The organism is Nocardioides secundeburneus (assembly GCF_039939255.1).
In the GTDB taxonomy this organism is placed as follows: domain Bacteria; phylum Actinomycetota; class Actinomycetes; order Propionibacteriales; family Nocardioidaceae; genus Nocardioides.
Genome location: NZ_JBDUUE010000007.1, coordinates 315474 through 340015, shown reverse-complemented (window position 1 = coordinate 340015; position 24542 = coordinate 315474). Strand labels below are relative to the sequence as shown.

Genomic DNA, 24542 nt, shown 5'->3' with positions numbered 1-24542 from the left:
GACCTCACCCGGACGTCAGCCCGAGACGGCCTCGGCGAGGTTGCCGAGGGAGTCCTCCAGTGCTTGCTGGGGCACCAGCGGGAACGAGACCTTGGACAGGATGTCGGGGTCCGTGACGTTGCTCCAGTCGTAGACGAGCGTGACGCGGGTGGCGTCGGGGCCCTCGGCGTCGAGCTGCCACACCCACTCCCAGCCGGGCGGCTCGACGCCCGCGGGCGCCGTCTGCCAGGCGAGCAGGTGGTTCTCGTCGTAGCCGGTGACGACGTTGTCGGTCTGGTAGTCGCCGCCCATGTGGTCGCCCGACATGTTCATCCGGAACGTCTGCCCGGTGCCGGTGATCCGGTCGGAGCGGTCGTCGCTGATCACGAAGCCCGAGCCGTCGAGCTCGGCGTGTCGCTGCGGGTTGGAGAGCACGTCGAACACCGTCGTGGTCGGCGCGTCGATGGTGCGGGTGACCTCGATCCTCTTCTCATCTGCCATGCCTCCACTGTGCTCGTGTCGCGGTGCGCCGTTCACACCCGACGGGGTGCCGGCCTCTCAGCAGACGTCCTTGATGTCGGCGACGGCCCGGTCGAGCTCGTCCTTGGCGTCGTCGACGGCACTGGTGTCGACGTTGGCGCCCTCGGCGGCGTCGCGGGCCTGGCCGAGCATCTTCTCGACGGCGTCCTCGGCCTCCCCGACCTTCGCCTTCACGTCGCCGTCGACGGCGCTCTCGGCGGCGCCGAGCGCGTCGCGGATGTTCTCCAGGTCGGACTCGGCACCCTGGGGGTCGTCGCGGATCCGGTCCACCGCCCGGCGTGCCTCCTGGGCGGCCCGGTCGATCGCGGCGTTGCCGACCGAGCAGGCGGCGTTGCTGGCGGCGTCGCTCACCTGCTGCTTGGCGTCGTCACGGGCCTGCTCGGCCTCGGAGCAGGCGGTGGCGGTGAGCGCGAGCGCACCGGCGACGGCGGCGAGCCGGACGGCGAGGGCGTGGTTGCGGGACGTGGTGCGGGCCATGCCGAAAAGTGTGCCGGGTGCGACCAGCCGGCGCGTCATACGTTGCGCTGGTCGGGTCCCGACCTTCGGTCGACGCCCCCTCAGCCCGCGAGGTGACCCCACCCGGCGGCGAGCTCGGACCACGGCCCGACGGCGGCGACCTCGCCGTCGACGAGGACGACGACCCGGTCGGCCTGCTCGAGCGCGGCCCGCTTGGAGGTGGCGCCCACGACGGCGGCGCCGCGCTCGCGGAGCGCGGCCCAGAGCTCGACCTCGGTGGCGGCGTCGAGGGCGCTGGAGACGTCGTCGGCCAGCAGCAGCTCGGTGTCAGCGGCGAGGGCGCGCGCGAGCGCGAGGCGCTGCACCTGCCCGCCCGACAGCCGGACGCCACGGTGCCCGACGACGGCGTCGGCACCGCCGGCGTCGGCGAGGTCGCGCTCCAGCCGGGCGGCGGCGAAAGCCCGGTCGAGGTCGCGCTCGTGACCGAGGCTGACGTTGTCGGCGAAGGTGCCCGAGAGCACCCGCGGCACCTGCGCCACGTGGGCGACCTGCGCCGGACGGAGGAACGTCTGGGCGTCGGCGATCTCGGCACCGTTCCACCGGATCGACCCGGTGTGCTCGACCAGCCCGGCCAGCGCGGCGAGCAGGCTGGACTTGCCCGAGCCGACCTGTCCGAGCAGCAGCACCAGCTCGCCGGCTCGTAGGTCGAGGTCGACCCCGACGACGCCGCGGGTGCCGTCGTCGTGCACGGCGGCGACGTCGCGCAGCGACAGCTCGGTCAACGGCGTGCGCGGCGGCGCCGTCGGCGCGGGGGCCGTGCCGGCCACGAGGTCGACGCCGGGGCGCTGGGCGACCAGGTCGACGCCGCCGGCCAACCGGCTCGAGGCCTGCTGCCAGGCTCGCGTGCCCGGAGCCTCGGTGACGACGGAGCCGGCGACGCGACCGAACCAGTCGAAGCCGTTGACCGCACCGGAGACCAGGATCGCGGTGGCGAGGTCCCAGCCGCCGAGGAAGTAGGTGGCCCAGGCGGCGACGACGCCGGCTTGCACCATCACGACGGGGACACCGTCGAGGACGGCCTGCACGCGGTGCTCGAACACGGCGGCCTCGACGCGGCCGTGGTCGACGCATCGCAGGTGGGCGTGCACGGCCGGCGTGGCCGCGGCGAGCTTGACCGTGCGCGCGGAGTCGAGCGCCGAGACCAGGGAGCGTCCGAAGCGCGCGCGGGCGTCGGAGGACTCGGCGGCCGAGCGGCCGGCGATGGGGCGTCCGAGCGACGACGCCGCGGCCGAGCCGACCATCACGGCCAGCAGGACGCCGCCGGCGAGCAGGCTGCCACCGACGATCGTGGTGACCACCACGATGGCGAGACCGTTGACGAAGTCGACCCAGCGGTCGGCGTAGCGGGCGTAGCGGTCGGCGTCCATCGAGCGGGCCACGACCTCGCCCGGCGGGGTGCGGGCGAGCCGGTGCTGCTCGGTCTGGCCGACGAGCATCGACATGCGCACCCGCAGCATGACCTCGACCCACCAGCGCGGGTAGCGCCGGATGGCCTCGGTGATCACGACCGGGGCCGCGAGGATCGCCAGCGCCAGGACGCCGCCGAGCAGCCACGTGGTGGTGCGGTCGGGGGCGCCCTGCTGCAGGTCTTGCACGAGCGTGCCCCACACCCAGCCGGTGAGCGCCCCGAAGGCCCCGAGCAGGGCCTGCAGCAGGAAGAGCGAGGCGGCGAAGGCACCCCACCACGGTCGGACGAGCAGGGCGCTGACCATGCCGCGGGCCAGGCTGGGCCCGGTGCCGACGTCGCCCAGGTCGGGCGGCGGCCCGCTGCGCCGCGCACCGCCGACCGACGCCGCGAGGTCGTGCTCGCTCAGGTCGGGACCGGCGGGACCGGTGTGCTCGAGGTCGTCGCCGTGGCTCGCCTCGAGCAAGCGACGGAACGGCCCCGGGCGCATGGCCAGCTCGTCGCGTGCGCCGGCCTGCACGACCCGCCCGGCCTCGAGCACCGCGACCAGCTCGGCGCGGGCCGTCGTGGAGAGACGGTGGGCGACCAGGAGACCGGTGCGGCCGCGCAGCAGCCGGTCGGAGGCCCGGACGACGAGCGCCTCGGTGAGGGGGTCCATCCGGGCGGTGGCCTCGTCGAGGACGACGACCTGCACGTCGCGCACGAGCAGCCGCGCGAACGCGACCAGCTGCTCCTCCCCCGCCGACAAGGTGGTGCCGCCCGGCCCGAGCAAGGTGTCGAGCCCGGCGTCGAGCCCGGCGACCCAGGCTCCGAGGCCGAGCTCGTCGACGGCGGCCGCGATGCGGGCCCGTGGGACGTCGGTGAACAGCGCGATGTTGTCGGCCAGCGTGCCGGTGAGGATCTCGGTGCGCTGGGTGAACACGCCGACGGTGGCCCGCAACCGCTGCAGGTCGAGGTCGAGGACGTCGACGCCGCCGAGCAGCAACGAGCCGGGCGGCGGGTCGACGGCGCGCGAGACGAGCGCGGCGAGCGTCGACTTGCCCGAGCCGGTGCGACCGACCAGGGCGATGGTCTGACCGGCCGGCACCCGCAGGTCGATGCCGCTGAGCGCGAACGTGCCCTCGTCGTAGGCGAAGTGGAGGTCGCGCAGCTCGACGTCGAGCGCCCCGTCGGGCACCGGCCGGCCGCCGCGCGGCTCGGGCTCGGTGGCGAGCAGCTGGCGCAGCCGGATGACGGCGCCGAGCCCGGCCTGCAGGTCGGGCAGGTGCCGCGCCATACGGTCGACCTGACCGACGAAGGTGCTGGTGACCAGGAACAGGGTGACGAGCCCGCCGACGCTCAGCTCGGCGTCGAGCGTGAGCGCGACGCCGGCGAGGGCGATGCCGGTGAGCAGCGCGTGCAGGAGCAGCCCGGTGCGGAGCGTGATCGTGGTCTGCACCCGCAGCAGTGCGTGGAAGCGCCGGTGGACGACGCCCGACAGCGCCGCGACCCGCCGGACGACGTGCGCCTGACCGAGGCTGGTGCGCAGGTCGTCGCGACCGCTGATGCCCTCCTCCATTGCCGCGGCGTGGTCGGTCCAGGCCATCTCCTCCTGCACCGTGAGCTCCTTGACCCGCGGCAGGAACGGCTTCATCACCCGGTAGGCGGCGAAGCCGAACAGCGGGAACAACAACCACGCCGGCCACCACGTGAGCCCGGCCACGACCCACATCGGCACCGCCGCGAAGAGCGTGCCGAGCGCGTCCCAGACCTGACGGCGCAGCAGGGCTCCGACCTCGTGGGTGTCGTCGTCGACGCGGTCGAGCACCTCGCCGACCGCCTGCTCGTGCAGGGCCGCGAGCGGCTGGTGCAGGGCCGCGGCCAGGAGGTCGCCGCGCAGGCGCCCCTCGGCGCGGTCGACGACCCCGGCCCACACGGTGCGCCCGACGGTGTCGAGCACGGCACCGCCGACGACGCACAGCGCCAGCAGCCACACCAGCCTCTGCGTCGGCCCGTCGGCCAGCCGGCCGGCCAGCACGGTGCCCAGCGTCGCCCCGAGCGCGCCGAGGAAGGCGGCGAGCATGGCCCAGGCCACCGCCGGACGCCGCAGCCGCCGCCAGTCGACGGTGCGCACCGGGTCGACCGCGGAGCCCGCCGGGTCGGCGGGTGGCGTGGTGGGCCGCTCGGCGGTCGTGGTCTCGGTCATCGCGGGACGACGCTACGCCGACCCACCGACACTCCTCACCCGGGTTTCGGCCCGGGCCAGCGGGTCGCCCCGCGGCCGGTCGAACCGCCCGGACGAGACCGAGCGGCGTCGGCGTCAGCGGCGGGCGCGTCCGAGGCGCCGGGAGTGCACGATCAACCCGGTGCCGCCGGCCAGGGCGGCACCGGCGAGCAGCAGCCAGAGTGACGACGGGCCGCCGGTGGAGGGCAGCGCCGTGCCCGTGGCGGGGTCTTCGGAGGCCCCACCGCCCGCGTCGGTGCCTGGGCCGGACGCGTCGTCGGTCCCGCCCGTGGGCTCCTCGGTGGCTCCGGTGGGCTTGTCGGTGGGCTCGTCGGTGGGCTCGTCGGTGGGGGGCGGGCTCGAGGCGTCGTCGACCAGGGCGAAGTCGAGCCCGCCGACCACCTCGCCGGCCGACGTCACGGACGCGTCGAGGTCGCCGGCGCCGTCGACCCGCGTTCCGGGCGGAGCCTCGACGGTCACGGTGTAGGAGCCTGCCCCGAGGTCGCCGAGGTAGTAGCCACCCGCCTCGTCGGTGGTCAGCCGGACCGGGCCGCCGGGACCGTCGACCTCCACGACCACGCCGGCCACCGGGCCGTCGTCGTCGCTCACGGTGCCCGCGAGGGCACCGGGGCGGCCCAGCGCGAAGTCCTGGTCAACGAGGTCGGCGTCGGAGATCGTGACGGGGCGCGAGGTGGCCCCGGTGTAGCCGTCGGGCGGATCGACGGCGAGGGTGTAGTCGCCGGCGGCGAGGCCGGTGAGGTCGTAGGTGCCGTCACCGCGGGTGACCACCGCCAACGGGGTGCCGCCGCCGGCCGGGGTGAGGGTGACGCGCACGCCGCCGAGCCCCCCGCCGCCGCCGGTGACGGTGCCGCTCACGGCGGCGAGCTGCAGGACGACGAAGTCCTGGCCGGTCACCGGAACGTCGTCGACCTCGATGCCCGCGATCTCGGTGCCCGCGGGCCCGGGCCGGTAGCCGTCGGGCACGGAGATGCTCACGGCGTAGCCGGTGCCCACCGCGTTGCCGTCGACGAGGTAGGTGCCGTCGGGACCGGTGGTGGTCGAGACCGTCCCGCCGGGTCCGGCGATGCTCACCTCGACCCCGGCCACCGGCTGCCCGGCGCCGTCGCGCACGGTGCCGCTGACGGGCTGCGGGACGACGGCGCGCACGGAGAAGTCGGCCACCGAGCGGGGGTCGCCGTCGTCGAAGCGGGTGTCGACCGGTCGCTCGGCGGGGCCGACCACGGCGCAGGACGGCGGCACCGAGACCCGCACGACGTAGCCGTCCTGGGTGGCGACCTCGCCGAGGCTGTAGCGGCCCGTGGCGTCGGGCGTGGCGGTCGCGATGGTCTCGCCCCACGGTGCGACGAGGTCGACGGTGGCCGCGGTCGGTGCGCAGCCGCCGGCGGAGACGTCGGTCACCGTGCCCGTGACCGGCCGGGCCCGACTGACGAACCAGGTCTGGTAGACCGGGAACCCGGCGCGCCGGGTGAAGACGAGGGTCAGGCTGGTCAGGCGCTGGGTGGGTTCGAACCAGCCGGAGGCGCCGTCGGTGTCGAGGGCTGCCGCGTTGCCGACGAGGGTGGCGGTCGCGGGCTGCCAGCGGGGCACGTCGGCGCCGCCGGCGTGGTTGAACGTGCCGCGGAACCAGGAGTCGATCGTCGCCGCCGGGACGGGCGTGCCGTCGACGCCCGTGGCCTCGACCTGGACCTGGTCGGCGTCGACGTCGCCGAGCACGAACGCCCACCCGGTCTGCGGGCTGGGGTGCTCGAAGGTGTAGGTGGTGCGCGACGGCGCGCCGGCGTTGTCGGCCCGCGGGCGCAGCACCAGGTAGGGCCGGCCGGCGCTGGAGCCGTACTTGGCGCCCGGCGGCGTGCCGGGGCCGAGGAAGGTCGAGGCGCCGGAGGCGATCTGCACGGCACCGCGCGAGTCACTGGCCACGGCCACGGCCGGGAAGCCCACCGCGGCCTGTCGCAGCGTGGTCGCGTAGTCGTTCGACCGGCCGGTGAGGGGATCCCAGTCGGACCACCGGTCGGTGAGCGCGTGTGCGGCCCCCGCCGTGAGGACGACGAGTGCGAGCGCCGGCGCGGCGAGGGCGGCAAGGGTCCTGACGCGTGGCGTCATCTGTGCTCCCGAGATCGAGGTGGCCCCCACGTCCGCGGACACCGTACCCGACAGGGTCCCCCGTGCCCCGGGGTGACGACACCGCCCCCGCCCCGGTGTGAGCCGGAGCGGGGGCGGTCGGGTCCTGTAGGGCCGAGGCCCGGGCGGTCTCGTCAGAGCGCGGCGAGCGCCTCGTTGAGCGTGGCCGACGGGCGCATCACGGTGTCGGCCTTCGCGTCGTCGGGGCGGTAGTAGCCGCCGATGTCGGCCGGGCTGCCCTGCACGCCGTTGAGCTCGGCGACGATCGTGTCCTCCTCGGCGGTGAGCTTCTCGGCGAGGGGCTTGAAGGCGGCGGCGAGGTCGGCGTCGTCGGTCTGGGCGGCGAGCTCCTGGGCCCAGTAGAGGCCGAGGTAGAAGTGCGAGCCGCGGTTGTCGATGCCACCGATCTTGCGGGTGGGCGACTTGTCGTTCTCGAGGAAGGTGCCGGTGGCCTTGTCGAGGGTGTCGGCGAGCACCTGCGCGCCCTGGTTGCCGGCGTAGCCGGCGAGGTGCTCGAACGAGGCGGCCAGGGCGAAGAACTCACCGAGGCTGTCCCAGCGCAGGTAGTTCTCCTTGACGAGCTGCTGCACGTGCTTCGGGGCCGAACCACCGGCGCCGGTCTCGAACAGGCCGCCGCCGTTCATGAGCGGCACGATCGAGAGCATCTTGGCCGACGTGCCGAGCTCGAGGATCGGGAACAGGTCGGTGTTGTAGTCGCGCAGCACGTTGCCGGTGACCGAGATGGTGTCCTCGCCGCGGCGGATGCGCTCGATCGAGTAGGCGCACGCCTCGGCCGGAGCCATGATCTCGATGGTCAGGCCGTCGGTGTCGTGGTCCTTCAGGTACTCGCGCACCAGGCCGATGAGGTTGGCGTCGTGGGCGCGGGTCTCGTCGAGCCAGAACACCGCCGGCGTCTCGGACGCCCGGGCACGGGTGACGGCGAGCTTGACCCAGTCACGGATCGGGGCGTCCTTGGTCTGGCACGCGCGCCAGATGTCGCCCGGCTGCACGTCGTGCGAGATGAGCACCTCGCCGGCGCTGTTGACGACCTGCATGGTGCCGGCGGACGGCGCCTCGAAGGTCTTGTTGTGCGAGCCGTACTCCTCGGCCGCCTTGGCCATGAGCCCGACGTTGGGCACCGAGCCCATCGTGGCGGGGTCGTAGGCACCGTTGGCGCGGCAGTCGTCGATGACGGTCTGGTAGACGCCGGCGTAGGAGGAGTCGGGGATGACGGCCAGGCAGTCGGCCTCCTGGCCGTTCGGGTCCCACATGTGGCCCGAGGTGCGGATCATGGCCGGCATCGAGGCGTCGATGATGACGTCGCTCGGCACGTGCAGGTTGGTGATGCCGGCGCGGTCGTCGACCATCGCCATGGCGGGGCCGTCGGCCAGGCCCTGCGCGACGGCGGCCTTGATGGCCTCGCCCTCGGGCAGCGACTCGACGCCGGAGAGCAGCGCCCCGAGGCCGTCGTTGGGGCTGATGCCGGCGGCGGCGAGCACCTCGCCGTACTGCTCGAACAACGTGGGGAAGAAGGCCTGCACGACGTGGCCGAAGATGATCGGGTCGGAGACCTTCATCATCGTGGCCTTGAGGTGCACCGAGAACAGGATGTCCTCGGCCTTGGCGCGGGCGATCTGCTCGGTCAGGAAGCGACGCAGCGCGGCGACGTCCATGAACGTGGCGTCGACGACCTCGCCCTCGAGCACGGCGACGTCGTCCTTGAGGACGGTCTCGGTGCCGTCGGCGGCGACGTGCTTGATGCTCAGCGTGTCGGCGGCGGGGATGACGACCGACTTCTCGTTGCTCCGGAAGTCGTGCTCGCCCATCGTGGCGACGTTGGTCTTGGAGTCGGCGCTCCAGGCGCCCATGCGGTGCGGGTACTTCTTGGCGTAGTTCTTCACCGACAGCGGCGCGCGGCGGTCGGAGTTGCCCTCGCGCAGCACGGGGTTGACCGCGGAGCCCTTGACCTTGTCGTACTTGGCCGCGATCTCCCGCTCCTCGTCGGTCGACGGTGACTCGGGGTAGTCGGGCAGGTCGAAGCCCTGCTCCTGCAGCTCCTTGATCGCGGCCTTGAGCTGCGGCACGGAGGCGGAGATGTTGGGCAGCTTGATGATGTTGGCCTCGGGCTTCGTGGCCAGCTCGCCGAGCTCGGCGAGCGCGTCGTCGGCGAGGCCGAACTGGGCGAGGATGCGGGCGGCGACGGAGATGTCGCGCGTCTCGACGTCGACGCCGGCCTTGGCGGCGTAGGCGGCGATGATCGGCAGGAAGGAGTACGTCGCCAGCAGCGGCGCCTCGTCGGTGTGGGTGTAGATGATCTTCGAGGTCTCGGCCATGGGGTGGTGGTCAGCTCCTGCGATGACGACGGTGACGGTCAGGGTTTCTTGACGTCAAGATACCTGACCTCGACGTCCAGCGGCAGCCTGGCACCCGAGTGGGCTGCCGACCAGCCCGGCCCACACCCCCCGGGGTGGTCGATGACTTCACTACAGTGCACCCTCCCGACGTTTCAGAATCCCTCGAAGGGGAAGGTCCGCGCTTATGTCCTCCACCGACGCCGACGCCCAGGCACCCGCCAGTCCTCCCACCCTCGCCCAACGACTCTCCGCCGAGGCCCTCGGCACGCTCGTCATCGTCGTGGCCGCCGTCGGCGGGAGCGCCGGGTTCGGCATCGACGCGTTCTCCACGGGCGTCGCCACCCTCGCGGCGATGTTCGCCCTGGGTCGGTGGTCGGGCGGCCACTTCAACCCGGCGGTCACCGTCGGCTCCGCCCTCGGGGGCCGCACGTCGTGGGGCGACGCGCTGCCGATGATCGGCGCGCAGCTCGCCGGCGGCATCGTGGCTGGCCTCCTCGCCGTGATCTACGCCTTCGGCTTCGAGGGCTTCGAGTTCTGGGACTCCAACCTCGGCGGCAACGCCCTCGGCGACTCGCTCAGCGACCTGCCGGGCGGTGAGTCCTACGCCCTGTGGGCCGGCCTCCTGGTCACCCTCGTCGTGAGCGTCCTGTTCGTGCTGCTGTTCCTCGGCCTGACCGACGAGCGCAACGAGCAGCGGTCCTTCGCCCCGATCGGCGTCGGCTTCGCCGCGGTCGTCGCGGTGGCCACCACCGCCTCGGCCACCGGCGGCAGCGTCAACCTGGCCCAGTCGTTCGGTCTGGGCCTGGTCTCCGGCGGCGAGCCGCTGTGGCAGGGCCTCGTCATCGGCATCGTCACCGTCATCGGCGGTGCGGCCGCCGGGTTCCTCTACCCCGCGCTGTTCGGCGCCGACCGCGCCCCGGTCCCGGGCTCCGGGCTCAACTTCGGCAGCAGCTCGCCCGCCCAGGGCGGCTACCCGCAGGGCGGCTACGACCAGCAGCAGTGGGGCCAGCCCGGCGGCTACCAGCAGCCCCAGCAGGGTGGCTACGCCGCCCCCGGTGCCGCACAGCCGACGCCGCAGGCCGAGCAGCCGATCATCCAGGACGGCTGGCAGTGGGACCCGCAGGCCCAGCAGTGGATCCCCGCCCAGCAGCAGCCCCCTCAGGGCTGGCCTTCGCAGGGCGGCGGCGAGCAGACCCAGGTGCGGCCCCAGGACGGCAGCTGACCTGATCCGCAGCGGCCACGACGGCCGCCTCGATCATCGAGACCGTCACCGCGCGAGCAGCAGCTCGCCGGTGGCGGTCTCGAGGTCTTCCAGGCCGGTGCCGTCGACGTAGGCCGCCTCGGCCACGACGTCGTCGTCGACCAGCTCGAGCACGACCTGGTCGTCGTCGACCGCGAGGACCGTTGCCCGCAGGTCGGCACCCGGCACCTGCGCGCGCCGCCAGCCGTCGCCCACGCGCGGCTCGGCCGGCATCGCCAGGCCCGCGAGGGCGCCGTCCTCGCCCGCCGTCCACTCCCCCACGCGGGCGAGCCACCACACGTTGCCGGCATCGTCCTGGGCGTAGAGGTCGGTGACGTCGCCCAGGGTGACCGCGGTCGTCGGCACGCCCGCGACGTCGGGGCCGTCGTCGACGGTCTGCTCGACGACGCCGTCGGGCCCGGCGAAGCTCACGTCGTCGAGCACGAACCAGCGGTTGTCGACGCTGTCGACGAAGTCGTCGGGGTCGAGGGCGGGCGCCGGGATGACGAGCTCGTCGATCCCCGTGCTCGGCGCCGGGTCGGAGAACGTCGAGCAGCCCGCGAGCACCGCGGCGAGACCCGCGAGGGCGGGCAGGGCACGGAAGGCAGGGCTCACGGACCCATCGTCGCGCAGCGTCGCGCCGCTGCTAGCGTCGGGAGGAGTCAGCCCTCTCCCTCTTCCAGGAGTTCTACGTGAGCACTGCCCCGCTGAAGGTAGCCGTCACCGGCGCCGCCGGCCAGATCGGCTACAGCCTGCTGTTCCGCCTCGCGAGCGGGTCGCTCACCGGCGACCGCCCGATCGAGCTGCGCCTGCTCGAGATCACCCCGGCCCTCAAGACCCTCGAGGGCGTCGTCATGGAGCTCGACGACTGCGCGTTCCCGGGCCTGGCCGGCATCGAGATCGGTGACGACGCCGAGAAGATCTTCGACGGCGTCAACCTCGCCCTGCTCGTCGGCGCCCGCCCGCGCGGCCCCGGCATGGAGCGTGGCGACCTGCTCTCGGCCAACGGCGCGATCTTCACCGCGCAGGGCAAGGCGCTCAACAAGGTCGCCGCCGACGACGTCCGCATCGGCGTCACGGGCAACCCGGCCAACACCAACGCGCTCATCGCGCACAAGAACGCCCCCGACATCCCGGCCGAGCGCTTCTCGGCGCTCACGCGCCTCGACCACAACCGGGCGATCTCGCAGCTGGCCGCGAAGACCGGTGCCCCGGTCACCGACATCACGAAGATGACGATCTGGGGCAACCACTCGGCCACCCAGTACCCCGACCTCTTCCACGCCGAGGTCGCCGGCCAGAACGCCGCGCAGGCGGTCAACGACCAGGAGTGGCTCGAGAACACCTTCATCCCCACCGTCGCCAAGCGCGGCGCCGCGATCATCGAGGCGCGCGGCTCCTCGTCGGCCGCCTCGGCTGCCTCGGCCACCGTCGACGCCGCCCGCGACTGGCTCTACGGCTCCGCCGCGAACGACTGGGTCTCGATGGCGGTCGTCTCCGACGGCTCCTACGGCGTGCCCGAGGGCCTCGTCTCCTCGTTCCCGGTCACGACGAAGGACGGCGACTGGGAGATCGTCCAGGGCCTCGACATCGACGACTTCTCGCGCTCGCGGATCGACGCCTCGGTCGCCGAGCTCGACGACGAGCGCAGCGCGGTCACCGAGCTCGGGCTCATCTGAGGCAGGTCGACACACGCTCACCAACGCCACCACGGTCGGCTGACCGTGGTGGCGTTGTCGTGTCGCTGCGGTGGTCTCGACGCGCGCGTTGCTGACCGTGGTGGCGTCGTCGTGTCGCTGCGGTGGTCTCGACGCGCTTCGCGGCTTCGTTCCTCAGCCGCTGCGCTTGCTCGACCTGCGCCCGTGACGTGACGTCGGGCGCTCGTTCCTCGCGCTCGACTACGGGCTTGGCTGGTCGGGGATCGAGCCGGCCAGCCACCACAGCAGCGCCGCGATGCCGGCGAGCAGGACCGCGTCGAAGAACCGGCCGCGGACGGCGAGCATGCCGGCGTCGCGGCGGGGCAGCACCAGCCGGAACGTGGCGCCGGCGGCGAGCGCCCCGGCGAGCACCCGGACGCCGACGCGCCAGTCGCCTGTCGCGACGATGCCGATGGCCGTCACCGCCGTCAGCAGCACGGCGATGTAGAGCGCGCCGCCCACGGTCGAGGGGTAGCGCCGCGGGCCGTCGGGGTCATCGACCAGGGGGTCGGCGTCGCGGGGGTCGTCGACCGGCTCGCCCGGTTGGACCGGGTCGAGCGGGTCGATCGGTTCGGGGTCGGTCACCTGGTCGTCGACTCGCTCGCGGGGCTCAGGAGGCCGCGAGCTCGGCACGGCTGACGATGTTCGACAGCAGCATCGCGCGCGTCATCGGTCCGACACCGCCGGGGTTGGGCGAGACCCAGCCGGCGACGTCCCAGACGTCGTCGGCGAGGTCGCCGGCGATCTTGCCGTCGACGCGCGAGACGCCGACGTCGAGCAGGGCGGCGCCGGGCTTGACCATCTCGGCGGTGATGAGGCCGGGCACGCCCGCCGCGGCGACGACGACGTCGGCCCGGCGCACGTGGGCGGCGAGGTCGCGGGTGCCGGTGTGGCACAGCGTCGTCGTCGCGTTCTCGGAGCGGCGGGTCAGCAGCAGCCCGAGCGGGCGGCCGACGGTGAGGCCACGGCCGACGACGACGACCTCGGCCCCCTTCAGCTCGATGCCGTGGCGGCGGAGCAGCTCGATGCAGCCGATCGGCGTGCACGGCAGCGGGCCGGTCTCGCCGAGCACCAGCTTGCCGAGGTTGACCGGGTGCAGGCCGTCGACGTCCTTGTCGGGGTCGACGCGCGACAGCAGCCGGAACTCGTCGAGGCCGGTCGGCTGCTGGACGAGGAAGCCGGTCACGGCGGGGTCGTCGTTGAGCCGGTCGATCTCCGCCTCCACCTCGGCCTGCGTGGCGGTGGCGGGCAGGTCGACGCGGAACGACTCGATGCCGATCTCGGCGCAGTCCTTGTGCTTGGCGCCGACGTACCAGTGCGACCCGGGGTCGTCGCCGACGAGCACGGTGCCGAGGCCGGGGACGACGCCCCGCTCGCGCAGCCGGGCGACGCGCTCGGTGAGCTCGGCCTTGATGGTCTTGAGGGTGGCCGATCCGTCGAGTCGCTGCGCAGTCACAGGGGCCGAGTCTAGAGCCTGGCGCGACTCAGGCGCCGACGGGCGCCCCCACCCTGTCGAGGTGGCGCTCGGCGGCGCGGGCGGCGGGGTGCGAGATCACCGCGGCGGCCACGGCGATGGCCGCGATGACGGCCCAGCCGGTCGCGCCCCACTCGAGCGCGAGGTAGGTGAACAGCGCTGGGAACACGATCGACTCGACCTGGTGGCCCATGCCCCACACGCCCTGGTAGTCGCCGAGGCGCCGGTGGTCGGAGAGCTCGGCGACCAGGCCCCAGCCGGCCGCCGACTGCCACAGCTCGGCACCGGTGATCGTGACGTGCCCGATCCAGATCAGCACGATCGAGACCCAGCCGATCGTCTCGTGGGTGACCGCCAGGACGGCGCACGAGACCACGAACGCCCACCCCGACCACCGGACGGCGCGCAGCGCACCCGGCACGGTCTCGGAGCCGCGCGAGGCCTTCACCTGCAGCGCCACCGCGAGCACGGTGTTGGTGCCGAACAGCCACGCCAGGAGCACGTGCGGCACGTCGGTGCGCTCGACCAGCCACAACGGCACGACGACGTTGAGCAGCACCTGGTTGGAGCCGAGCACGCCGTTGCAGGCCGACAGGACGACGAAGCCGGGGTTGCGCAGTGCGGCCGGCCCGGTCTCCTCCGTCCGTCCGCTCGACCTGGCCGGCCGGTCGACGGCCGGCAGGAACGAGATCATCGCCGCGTTGAGCACCAGCAGCCCGCCGGTCAGCAGCGGGACGGCGATGATCGCCTCGCGTGAGCCGATGCCCAGCGCGACGCCGCCGGCACCCGCGCCGAGCGTGTAGCCGACGTTGCGGGCTGCACGCATGTAGGCCATCGCCCGCACCCGGACCTCGCGCGGGAACACCGCGATGCGGTAGACCTCGCGAGCGCTGCGGGCCGCGGTCTCGACCGAGGCGAGCACGGCGAGCATCAGCACGAACGTGCCGAACGTGCCGATCAAGGGCCACAGGAAGTAGAGCGCCGCCTCGATCAGCGACGTCACCACCCACAGCGGCTTGGCGCCCACGACGTCGGCGAGGCGCCCCAGCGGGATCGACAGCGCCAGGCTCACCCCCGCCGCCACCGACATGCCGAGACCGACCTGCGCGCCGCTCAACCCGACGACCTGCGTGAAGAACACCGCCGTCCCGGTGAGGAACGACCCGGTCGCGAACGCCGACAGCACGCACTGGATCGCCAGGTCGCGCTCGAGCCGGGTGGGCGGGAGGATCCGGGTCAGCACAGCCACTGGTGGATCATGTCAACGACCTGCGGCCTCCGGCGACCGGGTTACCCCCTCGCCGGTCGAGCCGGGCGCCATCGCTGGTCGAGCCGGGCGAGCTCCCGGCGAGCCCGAGTCGAGACCCCCCGCGACCGACCTCTCGACCTGCTCGCCGACGGCGGTGGCGTCGACCTGACGCTGCGGTGGTCTCGACGCGCTTCGCGGGTTCGTTCCTCACCCGCTGCGCTGGGCTCGACCTTCGCTCGCGACGGCACTCTGCTCCTTCGTCGCAGGGTGCCTGCTCGCTCAGTGCGCGAAGTGCCTGGTGCCGGTGAAGTACATCGTCACGCCGGCTGCCGCGCAGGCCTCGATGGTGAGGTTGTCGCGCATCGAGCCGCCGGGCTGGACGATCGCGGTGACGCCGGCGTCGAGGAGGATCTGCGGTCCGTCCTCGAACGGGAAGAAGGCGTCGGAGGCGGCGACGGAGCCCGCGGCCCGTTCGCCGGCCCGGGTGACGGCGAGCCGGCACGAGTCGACGCGGTTCACCTGACCCATGCCGACGCCGACCGAGGCGCCGTCCTTGGCCAGCAGGATCGCGTTCGACTTGGCGGCCCGGACGGCGCGCCAGGCGAAGGCGAGGTCGGCGAGCACCTCGGGCGAGGCGGCCTCGCCCGTGGCGAGGGTCCACGTCGACGGGTCGTCGCCGCCGCCGTCGACCGTGGCGTCGATGGCGTCGCGGTGCTGCATGAGCAGCCCACCCGAGATCGGGCGGGTCTCGACACCACCGCGGGTGAGCGGCTCGGCGACGAGGATGCGGATGTTCTTCTTGCCCTGGAGCACCTCGACGGCGCCGTCGTCGTAGCCGGGGGCGACGATCACCTCGGTGAAGACCTCGGCGACCTGCTCGGCCATCGCCCGCGTGACCGGGCGGTTGGCCGCGATCACGCCGCCGAAGGCCGAGGTCGGGTCGCACTCGTGCGCGCGGCGATGGGCCTCGGCCACGTCGGCGCCGACGGCGATGCCGCAGGGGTTGGCGTGCTTGATGATCGCGACGGCGGGCTCGTCGAAGTCGTAGGCGGCGCGGCGGGCGGCGTCGGTGTCGAGGTAGTTGTTGTAGCTCATCTCCTTGCCGTGCAGCTGCTCGGCACGGGCGAGACCGGCCGGGCCCTCGCCCGTGACGTAGAGCGCGGCCGGCTGGTGCGGGTTCTCGCCGTAGCGCAGGGTGGCCGACTTGGTCCAGGTCGCGCCGGCCCACGCCGGGAAGCCGTCGCCGCCGGAGGAGTCGGTGAGCACCGAGCCCATCCACGAGGCGACGGCGACGTCGTAGGTCGCGGTGTGCACGAAGGCGTCGGCGGCGAGCTGCTGGCGCTGGGCGAGCGTGAACCCGCCGCCGCGCACGGCCTCGAGCACCGAGTCGTAGGTGGCCGGCGAGGTGACGACGGCGACCGACGGGTGGTTCTTGGCGGCGGCGCGCACCATCGACGGGCCGCCGATGTCGATCTGCTCGACGCACTCGTCGGGCGTCGCGCCGGAGGCGACGGTCTGGGTGAACGGGTAGAGGTTGACCACGACGAGGTCGAAGGGCTCGACCTCGAGGTCGGCGAGCTGCTGCACGTGGGTCTCGAGGCGGCGGTCGGCGAGGATGCCGGCGTGCACGCGCGGGTGCAGCGTCTTCACCCGGCCGTCGAGGCACTCGGGGAAGCCCGTGAGGTCCTCCACCTTGGTCACCGGCAGGCCGAGGCCCTCGATGAGCGCGGCCGAGCCGCCGGTGGAGACGAGCGCGACGCCGGCGTCGTGCAGGCCGCGGACGAGGGGCTCGAGGCCGGCCTTGTCGTAGACGGAGACGAGGGCACGCTTGACGGGGATCTGGTCGGGCATCAGCACTCCTGCTGGTGGGGCAGCACCCAGGCGGTCGATGCTGCCGACGTCACTCCCCGGTGGTCACCCACCCGCGCCAGTCGTGTCGGTGCCCGCAGACTAGCGGCCCAGCCGGACCCGACGCCCATCGACGGTGAAGCCCTCGCGCGCCATCCGGCCGACCGACTCGACGAGCATCGTCCGCTCGGCGACCTTGATCCGCTCGTGGAGCGTGTCGACGTCGTCGTCGTCCTCGACCGGCACCGTAGTCTGGGCCACGATCTGCCCGGTGTCGACGCCGGCGTCGACGACGAACAGCGTGGCCCCGGTGACCTTGACGCCGTAGGCGAGGGCGTCGGCAGGGCCGTGCATGCCCGGGAACGACGGCGACAGGGCCGGGTGGGTGTTGACGACGCGGCCGCCGTGCCGGGCCAGGAACGACTCCCCCACCAGCTTCATGAACCCGGCCAGGACGACGAGGTCGGGCTCGTGCTCGGCGACGAGGCGGCTGAGCTCGGCGTCCCACGCCGCGCGGCTCTCGCAGTCGGCGACCCGGAGCACGAAGGTCGGCACGCCGGCCCGCTCGGCGCGGGCCAGGCCCTCGATGCCGGGACGGTCGGCACCGACGGCCACGACCTCGGCGCCGTAGCCGGGGTCGGCGGCGGCGTCGAGCAGGGCCTGCAGGTTGGTCCCGGAACCGGAGACGAGGACGACGAGACGCGCGGGCACGGCCCGGACACTACTGCGACCGGAGCCCTGCTGATCAGGCCAGGTCGTCGTCGAGGGTGATCTCGACCGGCATGGTGCGCTGCTGCCACCAGCACACCGCGAGCCCGCCCACCAGCGCGCCGAGGCCGAACGCGGCGACGGCGTGCAGGAGCACCTCGCCGGCGAGCGGGGCGACGTCGCGCATGCGTCCGGGGCCGACGGCGCCGCCGGCCAGCGAGGCGGCGAGTCCCCACAGCACGCCGGCCGCCACGCCACCGCCGGCGGCTCGGACGGCGGCCTCGACGTAGGACGTCGTGGGCCAGGTCCACTGCGACCACGCCGCGACGACCAGGCCCACGAGGGGCGGCAGGAGCACGAGCCACGCCGTCCAACCAGGGGTGGCGCCGTCGTCGGGCAGCGCGGCGAGCATCGGGAACGCCGGGAGCGGGCCGAGCACGACGGCACCGGGGGTCACGAGCGTGCCGGTGCCCACGCTGAAGCCGGGCCCGAGCAGGTAGGAGCCCGAGAACGCGACCGCGTTGGGCAGCAGCACGATGCTCAGCACCACCATCAGCACGACGGGGCCGGTGCCGCCGCCGACCTGGCCCATCACGTTGGCCGCGGTGGAGAAGTCGACGGCCAGCGCGATCGCGAGGGCGAGCACCGACAGCAGCAGCCACACGACGGCGATGCGGCGGGCGACCAGCAGCGCCGCCCGAGCGGTCGTGGGCACCTGCGCGGCCCAGATGGCGGCGCGGCCGGAGCCGACGGCGATGGCCGGGAGCGCGGCGAGGAGGCAGATCGCGAGCGAGAACAGCACCACCCGTGGCGTGCTCGGCGCGGTGGACGGCGTGGCCGCGACCGTGGCGGTGAGGACGGCGGTGACGGTGTAGCCGGCCGCGAAGAGCGCCGCCGCGCAGGGCACCACGAGGTCGCGCTGGCCGTCGTCGACGCCGCTGGCGTCGGGACCGTGCCCGGAGACCGACGCGCCGACCCGGTGGCCGAGACGCCACGACGTCCAGGCGCACAGCAGGGTGAGGCCGAGCGGAACGGCGGTGACCGGCGTGCCCTCGACCCGGACCCCGGACCCGTGGCCCATCAGCCAGCCGAGCGCGCCCACGCGCAGCGCGTCGCGCGGCGCCCCGTGGGCGCCGCCGTCGCTGAGGTACCAGCCGACCACCCCGAGCGCCACGCACACCAGCAGGGTCGAGGCCGCCGCGACGACACCGCCGAGGGTGGCGACGAGCACGAGCGGACGGCGCGTCGCGAGGTCGTGGCGCACCTGCTCGGCGGAGCGGCCGGGCGACGGCAGGAGGGAGGTCATGGCCCTCCCATGGTGACCCGCGGCGACGCCGTCCGGGTGCTCCCACGCCGGGCCCGGGTGGGTCCGGCGAGTCCGGCTCCTGCCCGGGTGTCCTCTACCGTTGACCCGCCATGCGACAGCCCGAGGACTTCGACGCGTTCTACAAGGACGCCCGCGAGCGACTCCTGGCCCAGACCTACGCGGTCACCGGCGACGTCGGCGCCTCGCGGCGGGCGGTGCGCGACGCGTTCATCGTGGCCTGGCACCGCTGGCGCAAGATCTCCCGCCTCGACGACCCCGAGGCCGTCGTCCGCCCGCACGCCTGGCGGCTCGCGCAGCGCAACCACTCCGCGCGGGTCTGGCACCGCGAGAAGGACATCAGCGACGAGGTGCGCGACATCCTCGACGCCCTCGGCACCCTCACGACCGCCCAGCGGCGGGTGGTCGTGCTGCGCCACCTCTCCACCGTGCCGATGGCGCAGCTGGCCCGCGAGGTCGGGCTGCCGCTCGAGCAGGCCGAGCGCGAGCTCGCGTCGGGCGACGCGCTGCTGGCCCTCGAGCTCGACGTCGAGACCTCCGACCTCGACCAGGTGCTCGACATCCTCGCCTCGTCGGTCGCTGGCCGGGGCCGATGGCCGCGGGCGACGATCGTGCGTCGCTCGGGGGCGGCCCGGCGCCGCACCCACACCGTGATCGGCGTCGTCGCCGCGGTCGCCGCCGTCGTCGTCACCGGCACCCTGGTCACCGAGTCCGGCGGCGTCCGCCCCACGCTCGCCGGGCCGACCGGCTCGAGCCCGGCCGCGCCGTCCACGGCCCCCGACGACGAGGAGGAGGTGCCCGTCACGCTGCCGCAGGACTCCCTGCTGACCACGGCCGACCTCGCGGGTGCCTACGACGGCCGCACCTGGACCCTGACGCGCACCGCCGACAACAGCGCAGGCAACGGCATCGCGATCCCCTGCCAGCGCGAGCGCTACGCCGACCCGCGCGGCAAGGCCACCCTGGTCCGCTACTTCAAGGCCTCACCCGTCGGCGGCGGCAGCGCCGACGGTCCGACCACCACGGTCACCCAGCTCACCGAGGAGTCGGCCAACGCCAGGGCGGCCCAGCGCACGATGCGCACCACCGCCGGCTGGGTGGCGGGGTGCACCGAGCCGCGGGTGCAGCTGCTCGCCACCCGCACCCCGCGCGAGGTCGGCGACGAGGCGGTGCAGCTGGTGCTGCGCCGCTGGACGGCGCCCGTGCAGACCTGGGTCGTCGGCATCGCCCGCAGCGGCCGCTACACGACCACCGCCGCGACCGTGATCCCCGGCGACGTCGTGCCCGACCGCGAGGCCGCGGCCGTCGTCCTCGGCGCCGCCGCTCGCGGCGTGTGCCGCCTGCCGGGCGCCGGCGGCTGCGCCCCCGGCGAACCGGTCCTGGTCGACCGTGACCCGCTCCCCGCCGAGAAGCGCGCCGCGCTGCTCTCCGAGGTCGACCTGCCGCCCGTCAACGGCGTCGACGAGCCCTGGGTGGGCACCGACCCGGTCCGCCCGGCGACCAACCCGGCGGCCACGGGCTGTGACCGCACGTCGTTCACCGATGCCGTCGACGGCGTCGCCCCGAGCCGGGGCGCCACCCGCACGTTCGTGGTGCCGGGGGCCGAGCTGCCCCAGGAGTTCGGGCTCACCGAGACCGTCGCCGCCCTGCCGCGTGCGCGGGCCGAGGCCTTCGTCGCCGGCGTCCGCGACCGGCTGGCCAGCTGCCCCGAGCGCGACCTCAACACCGAGGTCGACGAGGTCGCCCGCACCGACGACGGGCCGCGCTCGCTCACCGCGTGGCGTCTCGACGTCAAGGTGACCGACGACCGCTCGGTGGTCTTCTTCATGGCCGTCATCCGCAACGGCACCTCGATCGCCCAGCTCGGGTTCGTGCCCACCGACGACGCCACCCTCGCCGACGGCGCGTTCGTCGCGCTCGCCGAGCGCGCCCAGCAACGGCTCGGGGCGCTCCCCCGGCCCAGCTGAGGCCCAGCCACGCGGGTGGCCGGCTCGGCCGGCCCTGGCGCGTCCCCAACTCCACGATTGTGCGGTTCGGGTCCTGCTCCCGACTCACCACAGCAGACCGGCCCGCCGTCCTGGCGGACGACGGGCCGGAAGCAGAGCGAGCGGATCAGAGGTTCTGCATGATCTCCCGCATCAGGGCGGCGGTCTCGGACGGCGTCTTGCCGACCTTCACGCCGACGGCCTCGAGGGCCTCCTTCTTCGCGGCGGCGGTGCCCGCGGAGCCGGAGACGATGGCGCCGGCGTGGCCCATCGTCTTGCCCTCGGGGGCGGTGAAGCCGGCGACGTAGCCCACGACGGGCTTGGTCACGTTGTCCTTGATGTAGGCCGCGGCGCGCTCCTCGGCGTCGCCGCCGATCTCGCCGATCATCACGATCGCCTTGGTCTCGGGGTCGGCCTCGAAGGCCGCGAGGGCGTCGATGTGGGTGGTGCCCACGATCGGGTCGCCGCCGATGCCGATGGCGGTCGAGAAGCCGAAGTCCTTCAGCTCGTACATCATCTGGTAGGTCAGCGTGCCCGACTTCGAGACCAGGCCGATGGGGCCCTTGCCCGCGATCGTGTGCGGCGTGATGCCGGCCAGCGACTCCTCGGGCGTGATGATGCCCGGGCAGTTGGGACCGATCATCCGGGTGCCGGCCTTGTTGGCCTCGCTGCTCAGGTAGGACCACACCTCGGCGGTGTCCTGCACGGGCACGCCCTCGGTGATGACCACGAGCAGGCCGATGCCGGCGTCGATGGCCTCGAGGCAGGCGGCCTTGGTGAAGGCCGGCGGCACGAAGGCGACCGACACGTCGGCGCCGGTGGCCTCCATCGCCTCGGCGACCGTGCCGAAGACCGGCAGCTCGGTGTCGTTGAGGTTGACCGTGGTCCCGGCCTTGCGGGCGTTGACGCCGCCGACGATGTTGCTGCCGGCCTGGAGCATCAAGGTGGTGTGCTTGGAGCCCATCCCGCCCGTGATGCCCTGGACGATGATCTTGGAGTCCTTGTTCAGGTAGATCGACATTGCTTCGCTTTCCTTCTCAGGCGTTCGCCAGCTCGGCGGCCTTGTCGGCCGCGCCGTCCATCGTGCCGACCTGCGTGACGAGCGGGTGGTTCAGCTCGTCGAGGATCGCCCGACCCTGCTCGACGTTGTTGCCGTCGAGTCGGACGACGAGCGGCTTGGTGGCCGCGTCGCCCAGGATCTCCAGGGCACCCTTGATGCCGTTGGCGACCTCGTCGCAGGCGGTGATGCCGCCGAAGACGTTGACGAACACGCTCTTGACCTGCTCGTCGTTGAGGATCACGTCGAGGCCGTCCGCCATCACCTGGGCGTTGGCACCGCCGCCGATGTCGAGGAAGTTGGCGGGCTTCACGCCGCCGTGCGCCTCGCCGGCATAGGCGACGACGTCGAGGGTCGACATGACCAGGCCCGCGCCGTTGCCGATGATGCCGACCTCGCCGTCGAGCTTGACGTAGTTGAGGCCCTTGGCCTTGGCCTTGGCCTCGAGCGGGTCGGCCTCGTCCTTGATCTCGAACGCCTCGTGCTCGTGGTGACGCACCTCGGAGGCGTTGTCGTCGAGCGAGACCTTGCCGTCGAGCGCCTCGAGCTTGTCGCCCTCGAGCCGCGCCAGCGGGTTGACCTCGACGAGCGTCGCGTCCTCCTCGACGAAGACCTTGTAGAGGTTCTCGATCATCGTCACGGCCTGCTCGAAGACGGCCTCGGGGAAGGCGGCCTCGGTGGCGATCTCGCGCGCCTTGGCGGCGTCGACGCCCGTGCCGGGGTCGATCGCGATCTGCTTGACCGCGTCGGGGTTGGTCTTCGCGACCTCCTCGATCTCGACACCACCCTCGACCGAGGCGATGCAGAGGTACTGCCGGTTGGAGCGGTCGAGCAGGAACGAGAAGTAGTACTCCTCCTGCGGCGGCGTCGCCGGCGTGACGAGCACGCGGTTGACCGGCAGGGCCTTGATCTCGAGCGCGAGGATGTCGTTGGCGTGCGCGAAGGCCTCGTCGGGCGTCTTGGCGAGCTTGACGCCGCCGGCCTTGCCGCGACCACCGGCCTTGACCTGAGCCTTGACGACGGTGACGCCGCCCAGCTCCTCGGCTGCCGCCCTCGCGGCGTCGGCGGTCTCGACGACGACTCCGAGGGTCGTCGTCACACCGTGCTTGGCGAAGAGCTCCTTCGCCTGGTACTCCATCAGGTCCACTGGTCCACCAGTCTCTCGAGGTGTCTGGATGTCTGTGCTGTCGGGACGTCGCGCGGCACACGCGGGCGCGCCGGCGCAACAGGATTCCCCCGCCGCACCCTAGACCCGCTGGCCGGTGGGTGGCAGGTGAGGTCCGACACCCTCCCGGCCGCACGGACGCGAGCCCGAGGCGTTCTTCGCCGTTCCTCCACCTCCGCCCGGCGGCTGGTCCACCATGGACGTCGGGGTCGATTACCAGCGCGGCCGTCCATCCGTTAGTGTCGGGGCCGCGTTGCGGCACCCGGAAGGGTGGAGACATCCCCGCAACCCGGCCGACAAGCAAGCGCACCTACCCGCCCACCAACGTCCGGAGTCGTCTGTCCATGGGAAACCACCGAGCGGATCGAACCCACCGACCCTCGGGCACCCCTCGTGACTCCTCCTACGCCGGCAAGCGCGTCGCCCGTCCCGCGGCTCAGCCCGCGCCGGCGGTCGAGACCGCCGTCGAGGCCGTGGCCACTCCGGCTCCCGCGCTGACGATCGAGCCCACGGTCCCGCTGGTCACCTCGACCGCGACCGCGCCCACCACCGGCACGCACTACTTCGGCGGCCTCGACCACACCTCCGAGCTGCCGCTCCTGCGCGACCGCACCCCCGGCAAGCGCAAGGCGGTCAAGCACGCCGGCTCCCGGGGCCCGCTGTTCCGTGGCCTCCCGTCGGTGCCCGTCCTCCTCGGCACCGCCACGATGGCGATCGCCGTCGGCGGCGTGCTGACCTCCGGCACCGGCAGCCCCGCCCTCGCCGGCTCCGTCACCAACGACGTCCGCCCGGCCAGCGCGCTCAGCGGCAGCGCCGGCATCGGCGCGGTCGACCCCTCCCGCGCCGCCCTGAGCCGCAGCGGCCCCCGCGAGACCATCGGGCAGGCCGAGGGCACCGACCAGCTCAAGCAGGCGGCCGAGGCCCAGGCCGAGGAGCGCAACGCCGCTCTCGGCGAGCTCGCCGCCCAGGCGGAGGAGCAGGCGGCCAAGATCAAGGAGAACCGCTGGTTCCTCCCGCTCAACCCGGTCGTGATCACCGCCACCTTCGGCCAGTACGGCCTGTGGGCGAACTACCACACCGGTCTCGACTTCAACGGCGAGAACGGCGACCCGATCCACGCCATCGCCAACGGCACCGTGACCTTCACCGGCTACGACGGCTCCTACGGCAACAAGACCGTGGTCACCCTCGACGACGGCACCGAGCTCTGGTACTGCCACCAGACCGACATCTACGTCTCCGTCGGCGACGTCGTCACCGGTAACGAGGTCATCGGCACCGTCGGCTCCACCGGCAACGTCACCGGCTCGCACCTCCACGTCGAGGTCCGCCCCGGCGGCGGCGACCCGGTCGACCCGTACAACGCCTTCGTCGCCCACGGCGTCACGCCGTAACATTTGCGCCGCCGCTCCTTCGTCGCTTTGGCGCGTGCTCGGCGCCCCTGAGTGGCCGCCTTCCTCCCTGCGCGCGAAGGTCCTCCGCTCGTTCCTGGCTCCGGACCGACGTGCTCGTCCGTCCAGGCGCCCGCGGGCGCCGAGCGGTCCGCCTGGCACTCCCCGCGCAATCGCGCTCCTAGAGCCATCCTGTCGGCCCAGGCCTGGCACTCCCCGCGCGATCGCGCTCCTGGAACCACGCCCTCGAGCCGGGCGCCAGCACGCT

The 24542-nt window shown here is 73.5% G+C and carries 18 protein-coding genes and 1 riboswitch; of the genes, 4 read left to right on the top strand and 14 right to left on the bottom strand.

Annotated elements, in window-relative coordinates:
* Positions 1–15 precede the first annotated feature (15 nt).
* From ABFT23_RS20260 to ABFT23_RS20240, 5 genes are all read right to left on the bottom strand, one after another.
* Positions 16–480, bottom strand: a complete 465-nt coding sequence (locus ABFT23_RS20260; RefSeq protein WP_347898499.1) for an SRPBCC family protein — start codon at positions 478–480, stop codon at positions 16–18.
* 57 nt (positions 481–537) lie between these two features.
* The gene (locus tag ABFT23_RS20255; RefSeq protein WP_347898497.1) at positions 538–996 is read right to left on the bottom strand and encodes a hypothetical protein; all 459 of its coding nucleotides are present in this window, start codon (positions 994–996) and stop codon (positions 538–540) included.
* Between the two features lie 80 nt (positions 997–1076).
* Positions 1077–4625 (bottom strand): ABC transporter ATP-binding protein, encoded by a 3549-nt coding sequence (locus ABFT23_RS20250; protein WP_347898495.1) that lies wholly within the window; start codon positions 4623–4625, stop codon positions 1077–1079.
* A gap of 114 nt (positions 4626–4739) precedes the next feature.
* The gene (locus tag ABFT23_RS20245) at positions 4740–6764 is read right to left on the bottom strand and encodes an MSCRAMM family protein (RefSeq protein ID WP_347898494.1); all 2025 of its coding nucleotides are present in this window, start codon (positions 6762–6764) and stop codon (positions 4740–4742) included.
* A 152-nt stretch (positions 6765–6916) separates the two neighbouring features.
* The gene (locus ABFT23_RS20240) at positions 6917–9115 is read right to left on the bottom strand and encodes an NADP-dependent isocitrate dehydrogenase (RefSeq protein WP_347898492.1); all 2199 of its coding nucleotides are present in this window, start codon (positions 9113–9115) and stop codon (positions 6917–6919) included.
* A 205-nt stretch (positions 9116–9320) separates the two neighbouring features.
* On the opposite strand from ABFT23_RS20240, the gene ABFT23_RS20235 reads away from it, so the two are divergent.
* Positions 9321–10358: an MIP/aquaporin family protein gene (locus ABFT23_RS20235; RefSeq protein WP_347898491.1), complete on the top strand. Its 1038-nt coding sequence runs from the start codon at positions 9321–9323 to the stop codon at positions 10356–10358.
* Between the two features lie 45 nt (positions 10359–10403).
* On the opposite strand, the gene ABFT23_RS20230 is transcribed toward ABFT23_RS20235, so the two are convergent.
* Positions 10404–10991 (bottom strand): hypothetical protein, encoded by a 588-nt coding sequence (locus ABFT23_RS20230; RefSeq protein WP_347898489.1) that lies wholly within the window; start codon positions 10989–10991, stop codon positions 10404–10406.
* Positions 10992–11068: 77 nt separating this feature from the next.
* Here ABFT23_RS20230 and ABFT23_RS20225 point away from each other — a divergent pair, with 77 nt between their 5' ends.
* Entirely contained in the window at positions 11069–12055 is a 987-nt protein-coding gene (locus ABFT23_RS20225) for a malate dehydrogenase (protein WP_347898488.1), read from the top strand.
* Positions 12056–12274: 219 nt separating this feature from the next.
* On the opposite strand, the gene ABFT23_RS20220 is transcribed toward ABFT23_RS20225, so the two are convergent.
* The 6 genes from ABFT23_RS20220 to ABFT23_RS20195 all read right to left on the bottom strand — a co-directional run bounded on the left by ABFT23_RS20220 (position 12275) and on the right by ABFT23_RS20195 (position 18658).
* Entirely contained in the window at positions 12275–12658 is a 384-nt protein-coding gene (locus ABFT23_RS20220) for a DUF3017 domain-containing protein (RefSeq protein WP_347898486.1), read from the bottom strand.
* A 25-nt stretch (positions 12659–12683) separates the two neighbouring features.
* Positions 12684–13529 (bottom strand): bifunctional methylenetetrahydrofolate dehydrogenase/methenyltetrahydrofolate cyclohydrolase, encoded by an 846-nt coding sequence (locus tag ABFT23_RS20215; RefSeq protein ID WP_347898485.1) that lies wholly within the window; start codon positions 13527–13529, stop codon positions 12684–12686.
* Positions 13530–13557: 28 nt separating this feature from the next.
* The gene (locus ABFT23_RS20210) at positions 13558–14796 is read right to left on the bottom strand and encodes an MFS transporter (protein WP_347898484.1); all 1239 of its coding nucleotides are present in this window, start codon (positions 14794–14796) and stop codon (positions 13558–13560) included.
* Between the two features lie 279 nt (positions 14797–15075).
* Positions 15076–16647 carry a bifunctional phosphoribosylaminoimidazolecarboxamide formyltransferase/IMP cyclohydrolase gene (purH, locus tag ABFT23_RS20205; protein WP_347898482.1) on the bottom strand — a complete coding sequence of 524 codons (1572 nt, stop codon included), beginning with the start codon at positions 16645–16647 and terminating at the stop codon, positions 15076–15078.
* Between the two features lie 17 nt (positions 16648–16664).
* A riboswitch (ZMP/ZTP riboswitch) is annotated at positions 16665–16741 on the bottom strand.
* A 5-nt stretch (positions 16742–16746) separates the two neighbouring features.
* Positions 16747–17355, bottom strand: coding sequence for a phosphoribosylglycinamide formyltransferase (purN, locus tag ABFT23_RS20200; protein WP_347898480.1), 609 nt, complete (start codon positions 17353–17355; stop codon positions 16747–16749).
* A 34-nt stretch (positions 17356–17389) separates the two neighbouring features.
* Positions 17390–18658, bottom strand: a complete 1269-nt coding sequence (locus tag ABFT23_RS20195) for a cell division protein PerM (protein WP_347898479.1) — start codon at positions 18656–18658, stop codon at positions 17390–17392.
* A gap of 110 nt (positions 18659–18768) precedes the next feature.
* Between ABFT23_RS20195 and ABFT23_RS20190 the strand changes: the two genes are divergently transcribed.
* Positions 18769–20643, top strand: coding sequence for a hypothetical protein (locus tag ABFT23_RS20190; RefSeq protein ID WP_347898477.1), 1875 nt, complete (start codon positions 18769–18771; stop codon positions 20641–20643).
* Between the two features lie 145 nt (positions 20644–20788).
* Here ABFT23_RS20190 and sucD read toward each other — a convergent pair whose 3' ends face one another.
* Positions 20789–21682 (bottom strand): succinate--CoA ligase subunit alpha, encoded by an 894-nt coding sequence (gene sucD, locus ABFT23_RS20185; RefSeq protein WP_347898476.1) that lies wholly within the window; start codon positions 21680–21682, stop codon positions 20789–20791.
* A 16-nt stretch (positions 21683–21698) separates the two neighbouring features.
* A complete protein-coding gene (gene sucC / locus ABFT23_RS20180) occupies positions 21699–22865 on the bottom strand; it encodes an ADP-forming succinate--CoA ligase subunit beta (protein WP_347898474.1) in 1167 nt (388 codons plus the stop codon).
* A 362-nt stretch (positions 22866–23227) separates the two neighbouring features.
* On the opposite strand from sucC, the gene ABFT23_RS20175 reads away from it, so the two are divergent.
* On the top strand, positions 23228–24277 hold the full coding sequence (locus tag ABFT23_RS20175; RefSeq protein ID WP_347898472.1) for a M23 family metallopeptidase: 1050 nt from the start codon (positions 23228–23230) through the stop codon (positions 24275–24277).
* Positions 24278–24542 lie beyond the last annotated feature (265 nt).